Origin of the sequence: Streptomyces sp. NPDC005533 (assembly GCF_042871845.1) — a bacterium.
Taxonomy (GTDB): domain Bacteria; phylum Actinomycetota; class Actinomycetes; order Streptomycetales; family Streptomycetaceae; genus Streptomyces.
Genome location: NZ_JBIAJH010000026.1, coordinates 56561 through 70331, shown reverse-complemented (window position 1 = coordinate 70331; position 13771 = coordinate 56561). Strand labels below are relative to the sequence as shown.

The 13771-nt window shown below is 69.6% G+C and carries 14 protein-coding genes; 3 read left to right on the top strand and 11 right to left on the bottom strand.

All coding sequences use genetic code 11. The features are described 5' to 3' along the window. Window positions 1-10: 10 nt before the first annotated feature. From glgX to ACFYP3_RS24885, 11 genes are read right to left on the bottom strand one after another with little or no spacing between them, the layout of a single operon-like run. Window positions 11-2164, bottom strand: coding sequence for a glycogen debranching protein GlgX (glgX, locus tag ACFYP3_RS24935; protein WP_388836478.1), 2154 nt, complete (start codon window positions 2162-2164; stop codon window positions 11-13). Further along, window positions 2161-2505 carry an STAS domain-containing protein gene (locus tag ACFYP3_RS24930; protein WP_319722283.1) on the bottom strand — a complete coding sequence of 115 codons (345 nt, stop codon included), beginning with the start codon at window positions 2503-2505 and terminating at the stop codon, window positions 2161-2163. Before ACFYP3_RS24930 ends, glgX begins: the two co-directional genes overlap by 4 nt. A 37-nt stretch (window positions 2506-2542) precedes the next feature. Continuing rightward, entirely contained in the window at window positions 2543-4366 is a 1824-nt protein-coding gene (locus ACFYP3_RS24925; RefSeq protein ID WP_388836475.1) for an AGE family epimerase/isomerase, read from the bottom strand. 1 nt (window position 4367) lies between these two features. After that, a complete protein-coding gene (locus ACFYP3_RS24920) occupies window positions 4368-4823 on the bottom strand; it encodes a VOC family protein (RefSeq protein ID WP_388836472.1) in 456 nt (151 codons plus the stop codon). Further along, window positions 4823-5434: a DJ-1/PfpI family protein gene (locus tag ACFYP3_RS24915; protein ID WP_388836469.1), complete on the bottom strand. Its 612-nt coding sequence runs from the start codon at window positions 5432-5434 to the stop codon at window positions 4823-4825. The genes ACFYP3_RS24920 and ACFYP3_RS24915 overlap by 1 nt, the downstream gene beginning before the upstream one ends. Then, complete coding sequence (locus ACFYP3_RS24910) at window positions 5427-7031, bottom strand: GMC family oxidoreductase (RefSeq protein ID WP_388836467.1); 1605 nt, start codon at window positions 7029-7031, stop codon at window positions 5427-5429. Before ACFYP3_RS24910 ends, ACFYP3_RS24915 begins: the two co-directional genes overlap by 8 nt. A 9-nt stretch (window positions 7032-7040) precedes the next feature. Then, entirely contained in the window at window positions 7041-7412 is a 372-nt protein-coding gene (locus ACFYP3_RS24905; RefSeq protein WP_388836464.1) for a nuclear transport factor 2 family protein, read from the bottom strand. Between the two features lie 12 nt (window positions 7413-7424). Continuing rightward, window positions 7425-7880, bottom strand: a complete 456-nt coding sequence (locus tag ACFYP3_RS24900) for a nuclear transport factor 2 family protein (RefSeq protein WP_351297091.1) — start codon at window positions 7878-7880, stop codon at window positions 7425-7427. Between the two features lie 23 nt (window positions 7881-7903). Then, window positions 7904-8338 carry a nuclear transport factor 2 family protein gene (locus tag ACFYP3_RS24895; RefSeq protein WP_388836461.1) on the bottom strand — a complete coding sequence of 145 codons (435 nt, stop codon included), beginning with the start codon at window positions 8336-8338 and terminating at the stop codon, window positions 7904-7906. Window positions 8339-8388: 50 nt separating this feature from the next. Then, window positions 8389-10026 carry a thiamine pyrophosphate-binding protein gene (locus ACFYP3_RS24890; protein ID WP_388836458.1) on the bottom strand — a complete coding sequence of 546 codons (1638 nt, stop codon included), beginning with the start codon at window positions 10024-10026 and terminating at the stop codon, window positions 8389-8391. A 53-nt stretch (window positions 10027-10079) separates the two neighbouring features. After that, window positions 10080-10904, bottom strand: coding sequence for a type 1 glutamine amidotransferase domain-containing protein (locus tag ACFYP3_RS24885; protein ID WP_388836455.1), 825 nt, complete (start codon window positions 10902-10904; stop codon window positions 10080-10082). Between the two features lie 281 nt (window positions 10905-11185). On the opposite strand from ACFYP3_RS24885, the gene ACFYP3_RS24880 reads away from it, so the two are divergent. Genes ACFYP3_RS24880 through ACFYP3_RS24870 form a run of 3 tightly spaced genes read left to right on the top strand, consistent with a single transcriptional unit; the run spans window position 11186 to window position 13756 of the window. Beyond that, window positions 11186-11458 carry a UBP-type zinc finger domain-containing protein gene (locus ACFYP3_RS24880; RefSeq protein WP_388836452.1) on the top strand — a complete coding sequence of 91 codons (273 nt, stop codon included), beginning with the start codon at window positions 11186-11188 and terminating at the stop codon, window positions 11456-11458. After that, a complete protein-coding gene (locus ACFYP3_RS24875) occupies window positions 11455-13191 on the top strand; it encodes an FAD-dependent oxidoreductase (RefSeq protein ID WP_388836449.1) in 1737 nt (578 codons plus the stop codon). Before ACFYP3_RS24880 ends, ACFYP3_RS24875 begins: the two co-directional genes overlap by 4 nt. Window positions 13192-13246: 55 nt before the next feature. After that, complete coding sequence (locus ACFYP3_RS24870; protein WP_030706381.1) at window positions 13247-13756, top strand: hypothetical protein; 510 nt, start codon at window positions 13247-13249, stop codon at window positions 13754-13756. The last annotated feature ends 15 nt before the right edge of the window (window positions 13757-13771 follow it).

Sequence of the window (13771 nt, the reverse complement as noted above, 5' to 3'; positions counted from 1 at the left end):
TCTCCTTCGGTCACAGCATCTCAGTCGTCTCGGAAAGCGGGGTGTTGGTCCGGCCCACCAGGATCACGACCGAGCGCGGGCCGATCAGGTACTTCCCGGCGTTGTCCAGTTCCTGCTCGCCGCCGGGGGTGCGGATGTCGTGCGGTGCCTCGGCCCCGGTGTCGGCGAACAGGTGCCAGCTCCGGCCTCCCGGCAGGGCGGGCAGTTCCAGGTCGTGCGACTCCCAGTGCGCGTTCATGGCCACGTACACCACGTCGTCGTCCCCGGTGCCGCAGCGGGCCACGGCGATCAGCCGGCTCTCGGACGACCAGTCGGGCTGCCAGGCCCGCTCCCCGTGCCAGCTGATGTCCGGCAGGCCCAGGTGCTCGCGGACCTGTCCGGTGGGGTGCGCGGTGGAACGCAGCTCGCGGTGGTGCTTGCGGAAGGCGATCATCTCCCGCGTGAACCGGAGCAGTTCGGCGTTCTGGTCGACCTGGTCCCAGTCGAACCAGGAGAGTTCGTTGTCCTGGCAGTACGTGTTGTTGTTGCCCTGCTGGGTGCGCGCGACCTCGTCGCCGGACAGCAGCATCGGGATGCCCTGGCTGGTGAAGAGGATGGCGAGGGCGTTCTTCATCTGCCGCGTCCGCAGCGCGTTGATCCCGGGGTCGTCGGTGGGCCCCTCGGCGCCGCAGTTCCAGCTGTTGTTGTCGTTGGCGCCGTCGTTGTTGTTCTCGCCGTTGGCGTCGTTGTGCTTGTCGTTGTAGGACACCAGGTCGGCGAGGGTGAAGCCGTCGTGCGCGGTCAGGAAGTTGACCGAGGCCGCGGTGCCGCGGCTGGAGTACAGGTCCGGGGAGCCGGCGATGCGGGTGGCCAGTTCGCCGGTGACGCCGGCGTCGCCCTTGAGGAAGCGGCGCACGGTGTCGCGGTACTTCCCGTTCCACTCCGCCCAGCGGCCGTACGCCGGGAAGTTGCCGACCTCGTAGAGGCCGCCGGCGTCCCAGGCCTCGGCGATGAGCTTGGTGTGCCGCAGGACGGGGTCGTAGGCGAGCAGTTCCAGCAGCGGCGGGTTGGGCAGCGGGGTGCCGTCCAGGGCCCGGCCGAGGATGGCCGCGAGGTCGAAGCGGAAGCCGTCGACGTGGTAGTCGGCGACCCAGTGGCGCAGGCAGTCGAGCACGTAGTTGCGCACGACGGGGTGGTTGCAGTTGACCGTGTTGCCGGTGCCGCTGAAGTTGAAGTAGTACCCCTCGGGCGTGAGCATGTAGTACGTGGCGTTGTCGAGCCCCTTGAAGGAGATCGTCGGGCCCTGCTCGTTGCCCTCGGCGGTGTGGTTGAAGACGACGTCGAGGATGACCTCGATGCCGGCCGCGTGCAGGTCCTTGATCAGCGTCCGGAACTCGTCGCCCTGCATCCCGTACCGCCCGGTGGCCGCGTAGCCGGCCTTGGGGGCGAAGAAGGAGACGGTGTTGTAGCCCCAGTAGTCGAAGAGCCGCTCGCCCGTCTCGGGATTGGTGCGCGGGTTGTCGCTCTCGTCGAACTCGAACACCGGCAGGAGCTCGATGCAGTTGACGCCGAGTTCCTTGAGGTACGGGATCTTCTCGCGCAGCCCGGCGAAGGTGCCGGGCGCGGTGACCTGCGAGTTGGGGTGCCGGGTGAAGCCGCGCACGTGGGCCTCGTAGACGACGAGGTCCTCGGCGGGGATGCCCAGCGGTGTGTCGTCGCCCCAGTCGAAGTCCTGGAGGCAGACGCGGGAGCGGTACTGGTAGCCGCGGCTGTAGTCCGGCTCCACGCCCCACACGTCACGGCCGGCGATCAGCCGGGCGTACGGGTCGGAGAGGACCTGCCGGGCGTCGAAGCGGTGGCCGGTGACCGGGTCGTAGGGGCCGTCGGCCCGGTACCCGTACTCGATGTTCTCGTGGTCGAGGCCGAAGACGGTCATGGCGAACACGCTGCCGGTGCGGAATTCCTCCGGGAACTCCAGTTCGGCCATCGGTTCGGGCTCTCCGCGCTTGTAGATGACCAGCGTCATGGAGGTGGCCTGGTCGGAGAAGACGGAGAAGCTGACCCCGCCGGGGACCACGTTGGCCCCGAAGGGGAACGGTTTGCCGGCGCGGACGCGGTACCCGCCCACCTCGTGGGTCGGGTACGCGTCGACGCGCAGGACCTGCTCGGACCGGGTCTCGGTCATCGCGCGGCCTTGGCCTTGGCGGCGGCCGCGACGGCCTCGCCGGTCTCGAAGAAGTCGAGGAATCCGGTGGCCGACATGACGAACCGGACTTCCTCACTCACCCCGTAGAGGGTGACGGCGACGCCGGCGTGCTGCGCCTCGCGGTAGACGACGAGCAGCGTGCGCAGGCCCGCGCTGGAGACGTAGGTGACGGCCGTGAGGTCGATCTTCAGCGGCTTGCCCTCGCGGACGAGCGGCAGCAGGGCCTGGAGCAGCGAACCGGACGTCTCGCTGTTGATCTCACCGGTGGCGACGAGCACGGTGCCCGTCTTGTTCCGGCGTTCCTTGACGTTGAGAGTCATTGCCTTCCCCTCTGGTTGGGGCGCCCCCCGTTGAGCGCTACTTCTTTGCCGTCGGCCGCAGCCGGACCTTGACCTTCACCCGGCCCTGGACGTCGGGGAGGTGCACGGTCAGCTCGTCCGCGTCGAACTCCTCGTACGGCTTCTCGTCGATCTCCACGGACGCGATCCGCACCGAGCCGGCCGGGAGCAGGTCGGGCGAGACCCGCAGGACGCGGTCGGGTAGGTTGGTCGGGTCGGGCTGGAAGTGGAAGTCCATCTCCCGGCCGTTGACGAGCAGGTTGTTGTAGACGGCGGAGAGGTAGCAGAGCTCCGCCGAGTGGTACATGGACATCGAGTGGCTGCCCTTGAGGCGCTCGGTGCCGAGCAGGTACGGCGTACCGCTGGCGAGCACGTTGAAGTAGACGGCGCCCTCGTCGTGGTCGAGGAAGAAGGTGTTGTAGAAGGCCTGCGCCTGCCGGGCCTCGCGCAGGTTCGCCTCGCCGCCGACCGTGCCGTTCAGGATGAGGTAGGCGAGGATCGCCTGCTCCTGCTGCCACCAGGCCTTGCGGTCGTGCCAGGCGAAACGATACGTCTCCTCGTCCCCGGACTTGATCCGCTCGACGACGTCGTACCAGCCGCCGCGCTGCAGGTCGCTGCCGACCGCCGGCATGATCTCGCCGATCTTCTTGGCGAGGTCCTCGTACGCCGGCTTGGCCTTCAGCGAGTTCATCCGCATCAGGTTCCAGGCGATCTTCAGGTTGTGGCCGACCACCGCGCGGTTCTGCTGCCAGCTGTGGGCGGTGTCGTGCGACCAGTCGCGGAAGAAGCGCTCCTGGACGAAGGGGCTGTTCTTGTAGTCCGGGAACTTGTCCGCGATGGTGTCGAAGGTGTACTCGAGGAAGTCGGCGTACTTCTGCTCCCCCGTCGCCAGGTACAGGTTGATGAGGTAGGCGGGCGCGTGGTCGCCGACCGAGTTCCAGTTCTTGCGCTCGGCGTTCTCGCCGAGGGACTCGTGGTCGGCGCTGAACAGGATCGGGTCGATGTGCGAGTAGTAGCCGCCCTGCTCCGGGTCGAAGAAGAACTTGTCGAACAGCCGGATGGTGGCGTCCGCGTCGTTCTTGATCCGGACGTCACCGGTGACCCGGTACGTCTGGATGGGGCCGGCCAGCGCGTAGATCTGCTCGTACATCGGGATCGCGTCGTAGTCGTCGGAGAACTCCGAGGTGAACAGCTTGCGCTCGCTGTCCCCGTCGACGCTGATGCCGTGGTACCAGAAGACCACGTCCTCCTCGCTGTCCACGACCCGCATGTGCTTGCGCAGGTACTCGGTGCCGCGCTCGGCGACCTCCAGGTACTCGTCCTTGCCGGTCAGCAGGTAGGCCGAGGCCATGCCGTAGACCAGGCGGGAGATCGTGTCCGTCTCCTGCACGTGGCTGGCGGTCTTGTCGCCGCCGAGCCGGATCTCGGTGCGGTACTCGGTGAAGTCCACCGGCCCGTCGCCGAACTGGGCGCGCTTGTAGAAGTCGGCCAGCGACTCGATCTGCTTGATCCACCAGCTGGGCTCCTCGAAGCGGAAGTCCTCGGCGCCGCGGCCCAGGAAGACCAGCCGCTTGGCGTCGAACCGCCCGCCGTGCTCCGGGTAGTGGATTCCGTAGACGAAGAGGAACCGGCCCGGCGAGAGCATCTCGTCGATGTGTCCGGAGGCGTCGATGTAGGGCTCGTCCAGGTTGCGGACCAGCTCGGCGCTGGGGTCGCCGGCGAGCGAGACGTCGAACCCGCGCCCGTCGGAGGTCTTCAGACGCAGCACGCGCGACCCGGAGTCGAAGCGTTCGACGTAGCCGGCGATGGTGTCGGAGAAGGAGAAGCTCACGGCGTCCGCCATGTCAAGCACCGTCCTTGTCGTGAGAGCCCTCGTGAGAGCGGTCGTGAGAGCGGTCGTCCTCATATCCCTGGCTGACCTCGACGATCACCCCGTCGGGATCGCGGACCCACACGGTCCGCCAGCCGCAGATGAAGTCGTCGAAGTCCAGCGGCCCCAGGGTCACTTCGGCCGCGTCGCCCAGCTCGGCCAGGAACGCGTCCACGCTGTCGGTCTGGAAGGCCAGATGGCGCATCCGGCCCGGGGCCTGCGGCCCGTCGTCGTGAGCGGGCCGGGCCGGCTCGGTGTCCGCCGCGAAGAGTTCGAGGTACGCGTCCCCCTTGCGCAGGAACACGATCTGCGACTCCCCGAGGTCGACCACCCGGGCCCGGGAGAAACCGAAGTAGCGGGTGTAGAACTCCTCGGTGGTCTTCTGGTCCACGCAGTTGAGGCCCACGTGCGACCAGACCGGGCCGGCCATCAGGCCGCCCCCCGGCCCCGCCCGGCCGCGATCAGCTCGATGATCCGGCGGGCGAAGAGGTGGTGGTGGGCTCCGGTGCGGCCGGTGACCAGGTCCCCGTCGACCACCACGTCCTCGTTGACGTACTCGGCGCCCATGTTGCGGACGTCGCCGATGAGGTTGTTGTGGCAGACCACCTTGCGGCCCTGGATCTTGTCGGGGATCGAAGCGGCCAGCCACATGCCGTGGCAGATGATCCCCTTGAGGACCGTCGGCTCCTCGAAGGCCCGCCGCAGCAGCTCCGTCGCCGGAGCCAGCACGTCCACGTCCTCGGTGTAGCGCAGCCGGTCGGCCACCATGCCCGAGGGCACGATGATCGCCGCGTACCGGCGCAGCTCCTCGTCGCTCAGCCCCTCCAGGGACTTGTCGGCGGTGAACGGCGCCCGGTACTCGTGGCCGGAGAAGGTGATGGAGTCGTTGCCCCACAGCCGGGTCAGGAAGTCGACCTCGGCGCCCTCCTCCGCGAACCGGTGCTGGTAGTAGAAGATCTCCGGCTCGTAGTAGTCGCTCTCGACCAGGACCGCGATCCGGGTCCCGGACAGCGCGCCCTCGCGCAGGACGGCATCAGGCACGGGAGGTCCCCCTCAGGAAGTCCGCCGCGCGCTCGGCGATCATCGCGATGGCGGTGTGGCAGTTGCCCGACGGGACCGCGGGCATCACGCTGGCGTCGACGACGCGCAGGTTCCGTACGCCGTGCACCCGCAGCTCGGGGTCGACGACGGAGAGGTCGTCGATGCCCATGCGGCAGGAGCCGGCCTGGTGGTGGTAGCTCTCGGACTTCTGCTTCGCGAAGGTCCGCAGGTCCTCGTCGGAGGCGTAGCCGGGGCCGGGCTGGAGCTCCTGCTTGTACCAGGGCGAGAAGGCCGAGGTCGCGAAGATCTCCCGGGCCAGCTTGATCCCCTGGACCATCCGCTCCAGGTCCCAGCGGTCACCCAGGTAGTTGGGGTTGATCAGCGGGTGGGCCAGCGGGTCGGCGCTCGCCAGCCTGATCCAGCCGCGCGAGACCGGCCGTACGACTCCGGGCAGGATGGACACCGTGTGCGGGTGGTCCTGGCCGACGATCACGTCGAAGGGCACGTGGACGAAGGCGATCTGCAGGTCGGGGGCCGGCAGTCCGGGGCGCGAGGACAGGAAAAGAGCGCTCTCGGAGAGGTTCTGCGCCGGCGGCGGGAGCTCCTGGGTGACCTCCGCCATCAGCCCGGTCAGGACGTGGTTGTGGAAGTTCTCGCCGACCCCGGGCAGGGCCGCGGTGACCTCGATGCCGTGCTCGCGCAGCTGCTCGGGGTGGCCGATGCCGGAGAGCAGCAGCAGCTTCGGGGACTCGATCGCCCCGGCCGCCACGATCACCTCGCGGCGGGCCCGTACGATGTGCGGCCCGGGTTCCGCGGCGCTGCTGTGCCCGTCGCCCACGGTCCGGCCGGGAAACTCGGCGGGGGCCCGGAGCTGGGCGTACTCGACGCCCGTGCAGGTGTCCCCGTCGAAGAGCAGCCGGGTGCTCTGCGCGTTGGTGCGCAGGGTCAGGTTCGGCCGGCCGAGCGCGGGCTCCAGATAGGCGGCCAGCACGCCCTGGCGGCGGCCGTCGGCCACGTCGATGTGGTGCCATCCGGTGCCGAACAGGCCGCGCCGGGGCCCGTCGGTGTTGAAGTCGGCGATCTCCTCGTGGCCCAGCTCGACGGCGGCGTCGATGAAGGCCCGGGAGACCGGGTTGGGGCCGTGCCGCCCGGCGTGGGTGATCCGCTGCGGACCCCGGGTGCCGGTGGTGGCGGCGGTGGCGTCCTCCTGGCCCTCCAGCAGGGCGAAGTACGGGAGCACGTCCTCGTACGCCCAGCCGGCCGCGCCCTGGTAGGCCCAGTTGTCGAAGTCCGAGGCGTGGCCCCGGATGTGCATCATGATGTAGAGGTTGCTGCTGCCGCCCGGGGCCTTGCCGCGCGGTTCGTACGTGCGGCGGCCGTCCAGGCCGGGCTGCGGAGTGCTGGTGTAGCCCCAGTCCACGGGACCGCCGAGGAGCTTGTACCAGGAGGACGGGTCGTCCACTTCGGGCGGGATCCTGGAGCCGCCCGCCTCCAGGACGAGGACGGAGACGTCCGGGTCCTCGGAGAGCCGGGCCGCGAGGACACTGCCCGCGGTGCCGGATCCCACGACGATGTAGTCGTACTCTTCCGCGCTCACGGATCCCCCTCAGCCCTGGCTCAGCACCTGGAAGGGAACCGTGTCGTGGTAGTTCGCCATGTAGGCGATCTTTCCGTCCACGATCCGGAAGAAGTTCATGACCTCGGCCTCGATGGGCTCGCCCGAGGCGCTGACCGCGGTCAGGTGCGAGACGGCCGCGGCCTTCTCCCCGTCGACGAGGAAGTGCACGGGCTCGTTGCGGAAGACCCGGTACATCGTGCCCATGCCCTTCATCATCGAGCGCAGGACGTCGAGTCCCTCGATGTGGCCGGCCAGCTGCTCGTCCATGACCTGGTCGTCGGCGAACAGGTCGCACCAGCGGTCCCAGTCCCCGGCGTTGGCGTACTCGTAGTACTTCTGAAGGATCTGTCGTGCGTCCATCGCGCTCATCCCCTATCGGTCCCTGCGGGTTCCGTCCGGCGCGAACGGCGCCCAGAACTGGCTGAAGGCGGCTGCCGAGTCCCCGAAGAGCCCGTCGCGGCCCTCGACGATCCGGCCGTCCTGCCAGCGCATGTAGTGGAAGACCGGGTAGTCCATCCGCTCGTACGGGGACCCGCTCGTCTCGGCCGCGCCGGCCCGCAGGGCGACGTTGCGGCACACGTCCGCGGAACAGTCCTCGCCGACGAGGACCGCCTCCAGGTCCATCCGGAAGGTGCCGCCCGTGAGCTTGTGGGTCTGCCCCATCAGCTCCAGGAAGGCGTCCAGGCTCTCGTACCAGCCGGCCAGCGGGTGGTTGCCCGGCACCAGCCAGCGCAGGTCCTCGGAGTAGTACTCCAGGATGCGCGCCCGGTCGCCGGAGCCGAGGGCGGCGTAGGCCGCCCGCACCCGCTCCTGCGTCACTTCGGTCATGGTCGCTTCTCCTTCGCGGGCGGTCAGAGCGAGCCGGAACCGGGCATCGGTGCCAGGTCGTTGACGGTGTACTGCTTGATCAGCGGTCCGTCCGGACCGGCGACCACGGTCCACGTCTGATCGGCTTCGAAGCCGAGCCACTCGCTGCGGGCGGCCGGCGGGTTCCAGATCTTGGCCTGCCAGTTGACGAGGACCCGCACGACCGCCCGGTCGCCCTCGATGACGGGCTCCACCTTCGTGACCGTGTGCACCTCGTCGAAGAAGCGGTGGGTGACGGCCTCGTACCAGCGTCCGAAGCCCTCGTGTCCGAGGAAGGTGTCCTCGGGGACCTTGAACTCCAGGTCCTCGGTGATCAGGGCGAGCACCTCGGCCGCCCCCACGTGCCGGTCCAGCGCCACGTACCACTTCTCGGCGAAACTGCGGATCGCGTCCTCGGTCAGCTGCCGCTCGGCGGGCATGCGGTCTCCTCCTGTCCGTGCTGGGACTTGCGTCGGATGGCTGTCGGCTGTCAGATCTGGACGTCGACGAGGAAGGGTCCGGGGTGGGACAGCATCCGGCCCACGGCGGAGACCGCCTCGTCCGGCTTCTCCACCCGCATCCCGCCGGCGCCGAGCGACCGGGCCAGCCCGGCGAAGTCGATCTCGGGGTGCGAGAGGTCGAAGGAGCCCGGGTACTCGTGCGCCGGGATGTCCCGCTCCCGCCAGTACTCGGCGATGTTGTCGTCCAGCAGCCGGTACTTGCGGTTGTTGCAGACCACGAACTTGGCGTCGATGCCGTGCCGGGCGGCCGTCCACAACGCCTGGTAGGTGTACATCGACCCGCCGTCGCCCGCGAAGCCGACGACGAGCCGGTCCGGGCGGGCCAGCTTGGCGCCGACCGCTCCGGGGAAGCCCACCCCGAGCGAACCGCCCCGGGTGAGGTGGTAGTCGCCGGGGCGCTCCGCCGGCAGGAACCGCGTGACCAGCGGTGAGGTCGTCAGCGCCTCGTCGAAGACGATCAGGTCCCCGCCGGTGCGCTCGGCCAGGGTCTTCAGGAAGACGGCCATCGGCGATCCGTCGTCCGTGGCCACCTGCGCCTCGCGGGCCCGCTCCCGGGTGCGTACGTCGAGCCGGGAGGCCGCCGCCGCCCGCTGCTGCGGGGTGAGCAACCGGTCCAGTACCCCGGCCAGCGCGCGCAGCGCCTGCCGGGGGTCGGCGGCCAGGCCCAGGTCCACCGGATGGTTCTTGGCGATCTCGTAGGCGTTGAGGTCGATGTGGACGACCTTGGCGCCGGCCCGGAAGGGGCTCTCCAGCTCGGGGAACACCTCCGGGAAGACGTAGGTGCCGACGATCAGCACCCCGTCCGCGTCCCCGACCAGCTCCTTGCTGTGCGGACCGAACATGTGACCCGTCTGTCCGCGCCGCAGCGGGTGCGAGGCCGCGATGTTCACCTCGGACGAGTCGACCTCGTACACGTCGGCGCCCAGCAGCTCGGCGACGGCGGCGAGCTCGTTCTGCGCCCCGGAGAGCGAGACCCCGTCTCCGACGAGGACCACCGGCCGCTGCGCCGTGGCGAGCAGCTCGGCCGCCCGTCCCACCGACGCCGGCGAGGGCGCCACGTCCGTGAGGGGCACCGTGGCCGGCAGGACCGGCTCGGAGTTGAGCTCGTCCAGCACGTCCATCGGCAGCGCCACGAACACGGGCCCCCGGGGCGGGGTGAGCGCGATCTTCACGGCGCGCCGGACGGTGCGGAGCACGGAGTGCCGGTCGGTGACCCGCGTCGCGTACTTGGTCACCGGCTTGGCCATCGCCACCAGGTCGGACGCCATCTGCGCGTCCATGGCGTCGTAGCGCACCCCGGCGTCACCGGCGACCACGACGAGCGGGGTGTGGCCGCGCAGCGACTGGTAGAGCATCCCGATTCCGTTGCCCAGCCCCACTCCGGAGTGCAGTTGGAGCAGGGCCGCGCCGCCGGTCGCCCGGGCGTACCCGTCGGCGATGCCGGCGGCGACGGTTTCCTGGAGGGCGAGGATGTAGGTGAAGTCCTCCGCCGCGTCCACCGCGTCGAGGAATCCCTGTTCCACCGTCCCCGGATTTCCGAACATCACATTCAGACCGTCGGCCTTGAACTGCTCGATCAGCCTTTCCCGTCCGGGAGTGGCTTCCATGAATTCCCCCTCTGCTCTCCGACTTCCCTGCGGCTGGTCCGCGACTTCCGGGATCACCAGCCGTATCGGGTGAGACCGTCCTCCAGGACTTCCACGATCTTCTGCCCCGTGAGATAGGAGTCGGGGGTGGAACGTCCGGTGACGAAGGGGAAGTCGACGATCACCGAGACCGGCTTGCCGAAGTTCCCGTGGTACGCGCCGCGCGGTCCCGTCGCGTCGCGCAGGATGTACTCCAGCGGATACGGCGGCGGCCCCATGTTGAAATCGGTACCGAGGAATCCGGTGCCGTCCTTGTAGTCGTACTCCTTGCAGTGGCCGGTCACGTGCTTGCCCCAGATGATGCTCCTGCGGTCGCTCCAGTCGCGGGCGAAGGCCAGGCAGGCGACCCCGTAGCACTCCGCGGCCACGACCTTGCCGGCCTTCTTGAAGGCCAGGATCAGGGCGTGCACGCGCTCGTTGTTGGCGAGGTCCGCGATCGGGCCGCTGCCGCCGACGACGAGGATCGCGTCGTAGTCCGCGATGTCGGCGTCGAGCTTGTCCAGATCCCGGTGGTACTGCTCCAGCTTGCGCAGGTAGCCCTCGTCGCTCGTGTACGGGCGCTCGGGGACCCACGCCTCGATGTCGAGCGGCGAGTCCAGTCGGCTCGACTGCTCGAACTCCCGCCCCAGCCGGGCGTTCTCCTCGGTGGTGACCGAGCGTCCCAGCGGGGGGTCGATGTAGTTCGCGTCGAGGCTCGGCGGAAGAGCGTGTGCACGCTTTCCGGTCGGCGTGGCGAATACGACCTCGTAGCCCCGCTCGTCGAACTTCGACACGGGGCCTATCAGTTCCTCGGCCCAGTAACCGTGTTCGGAGACAATGACCAGAATCTTTCTGCTCACGAATTCCTCCAGGCGCCGCCTGTTGTCGTTGGCGTCCCCCACACTGGCCGCGCCCGGGGCGTGCGTCAAAGCGCTGGTATGCGACTTCGTGAGGTAGCGGGCCAGGTCGTGGCGGCACCTCAGGAAGTCATCCGCGGACGTCATGAAGTAGCTTCAGGACTACCTGACTTCGGCCGATTCGATGAACCATTACCGGGTCCCCGCCCTATGGTCTGGACGCGCCGTGAATCACGGGCGCGCGGGCCGTGTTGGTGAACGAGCACGAGAGAGGGACGGGGACGATGACGATGGACCTGTTGTGCACACACATCGATCAGATACGTCCGGTGGAACCCACTGCCGCCGGCTGCGAGGAGTGCCTCGCCGCCGGTGACACCTGGGTGCACCTGCGGATGTGCCTCAGCTGCGGGCACGTCGGATGCTGCGACTCGTCGAAGAACCGTCACGCCACTCGGCACTACCGGACCACCGAGCACGCCATAGCCGCCTCCCACGAGCCCGGCGAGGCCTGGGCCTGGTGCTACGCCGACAAGCTGATGCTGGACCCGGCATGAGCGCGGCCCGGGAGAGCTCCGCCGCCCCGGCGGTGAGCGCGGCGGCCTCGGCGGCCGCCGCCGAACGCGCGGAGCACAAGAAGCCGGTCATCCTGGCCGTGGACGACGACCCGCAGGTCCTGCGCGCCGTCCGGCGCGACCTGCGCAGCGCCTACGGCGACCGCTACCGGGTGCTCGGCGCCTCGTCGGCGGCCGACGCCCTGAAGATCCTGGATTCCCTCGACGAGCGCGGCCACGACCCCGCGCTGTTCCTCGTGGACCAGCGGATGCCCGACGTCACCGGCGTCGAGTTCCTGCTGGAGGCGGTCAGCCGCTTCCCGGACGCCCGCCGCGTGCTCCTGACGGCCTACGCGGAGACCGACGCGGCGATCACCGCCATCAACCGGGTCCGGCTGGACTACTACCTGCTCAAGCCGTGGGACCCGCCGCACGAGCGGCTCTTCCCGGTCCTGGACGACCTGCTGTCCGACTGGCTGGCCACCTATCGCCCCGCGTACGACGGCATCATCGTCGCCGGCCACCTGGTCTCCCCCGGCACCCACGCCGTCCGGGACTTCTTCACCCGCAACGGCCAGCCGTTCCGCTTCCTCAACGTCGAGCGGGATCCCGAGGCGCTGACGCTGATCGCGGCCCAGCCCGACGGTGCGCTGCCCCTGGTCCGCTTCCCGGACGGCACGGTGCTCTCCGCCCCCACCGACACCCAGCTCGCCCAGCGCCTGGGCCTGGCCACGACCGCCTCGCGCCCGCACTACGAGTGCGTCATCGTCGGCGCGGGCCCGGCGGGCCTGGCGGCCGGGGTCTACTCGGCCTCCGAGGGCCTCTCCACCCTGATGCTGGACTCCCGCGCCCCGGGCGGGCAGGCCGGCACCTCCAGCCTGATCGAGAACTACCTCGGCTTCCCGTCGGGCCTCTCGGGCGGCGACCTGACCCGCCGGGCCACGATCCAGGCCTCCCGGTTCGGCGCCGAGATCCTGCACCCGGTGGAGGTGGTCTCGCTGACCCGGGACGACCCGGCGAAGATCCTGACCCTGGCGGACGGCACCGAGATCAGCGCGGAGACGGTGCTGCTGGCCACCGGCGTCTCGTACAACCGCCTGGAGGCCCCGGGCGCGGACCGCTTCGAGGGCGCCGGGCTGTACTACGGCGCGGCCACCACCGAGAGCTCCGCCTGCATCTCGCAGCACGTGTTCATCGTGGGCGGGGCCAACTCCGCGGGCCAGGCGGCGGTGCACTTCGCCAAGTACGCCGCCCGGGTGACCATCCTGGTCCGCGCGGCCTCCCTGGACGCGAGCATGTCCCGCTACCTCATCGACGAGATCGACCGCACCCCGAACATCGAGGTGAGGGTCCGTACGACGGTGGTCCGCCTCGACGGCGACGAGCACCTGGAGCGGCTGACCCTCCACGACGCGGACACGGGCGAGGACAAGGAGGTCCCGGCCCGGTTCATGTTCACCTTCATCGGCGCCCGCCCGCACACCGACTGGCTCGCCGGCGTCGTCGAACGGGACGAGTACGGCTTCGTCCTCACCGGCTCGGACCTGATCGCGAACGGCGGTGAACTCCCGGCGGAGTGGAGCCTGGAGCGGGCCCCCTACCCGCTGGAGACGAGCGTCCCCGGCGTCTTCGCGGCCGGCGACGTCCGCGCCCACTCGGTCAAGCGGGTCGCCTCGGGCGTGGGCGAGGGCGCGATGGCCGTCTCCCTGATCCACCGCTACCGCTCTATGGGCTGAGAGCGAACGTCCGAGTCCTTGCGATCAAGAAGGTATCGGATGCAACGTTGATTACATGATTACAGCCGAACAGAGCGAACAGCTCCGCGCGTGGTTCGCCGAGCGCCTGCCGGTGGACGTCTACGAGTCCCTCCTCTCGGTCACGGCCGACCGCGAGGAGATCACGGTCGTCGGCGTCATACCGGCGACCGAGTCGGTCAAGGAGTTCCGCGAACGCACCCGCGAACAGCGCATCGAGGTGGCCCGCGAGGCCGAGTCCCTCTACCGCCGCAAGGTCGCCTGGGGCGTACGGGTGGGTGAGGAGACGACGCTCTTCACCCACCTCGCCGTCCCGGTGATGACCCGCCTGCGCCAGTCCGAACGCCAGGTCCTCGACACCCTGGTCGCCGGCGGGGTCGCCCGCAGCCGGGCCGACGCCTTGGCCTGGTGCGTCCGCCTCGTCGGCCGCAACACCGACACCTGGCTGACGGAACTGCGCGACTCGCTGGACAAGGTCCGCCAGGTCCGTGAGCAGGGCCCGGACGTCTCCGGCGAGACCGACTCCAGGAAGTCCGGGTCCGAATGACCGATCGGCCCCACT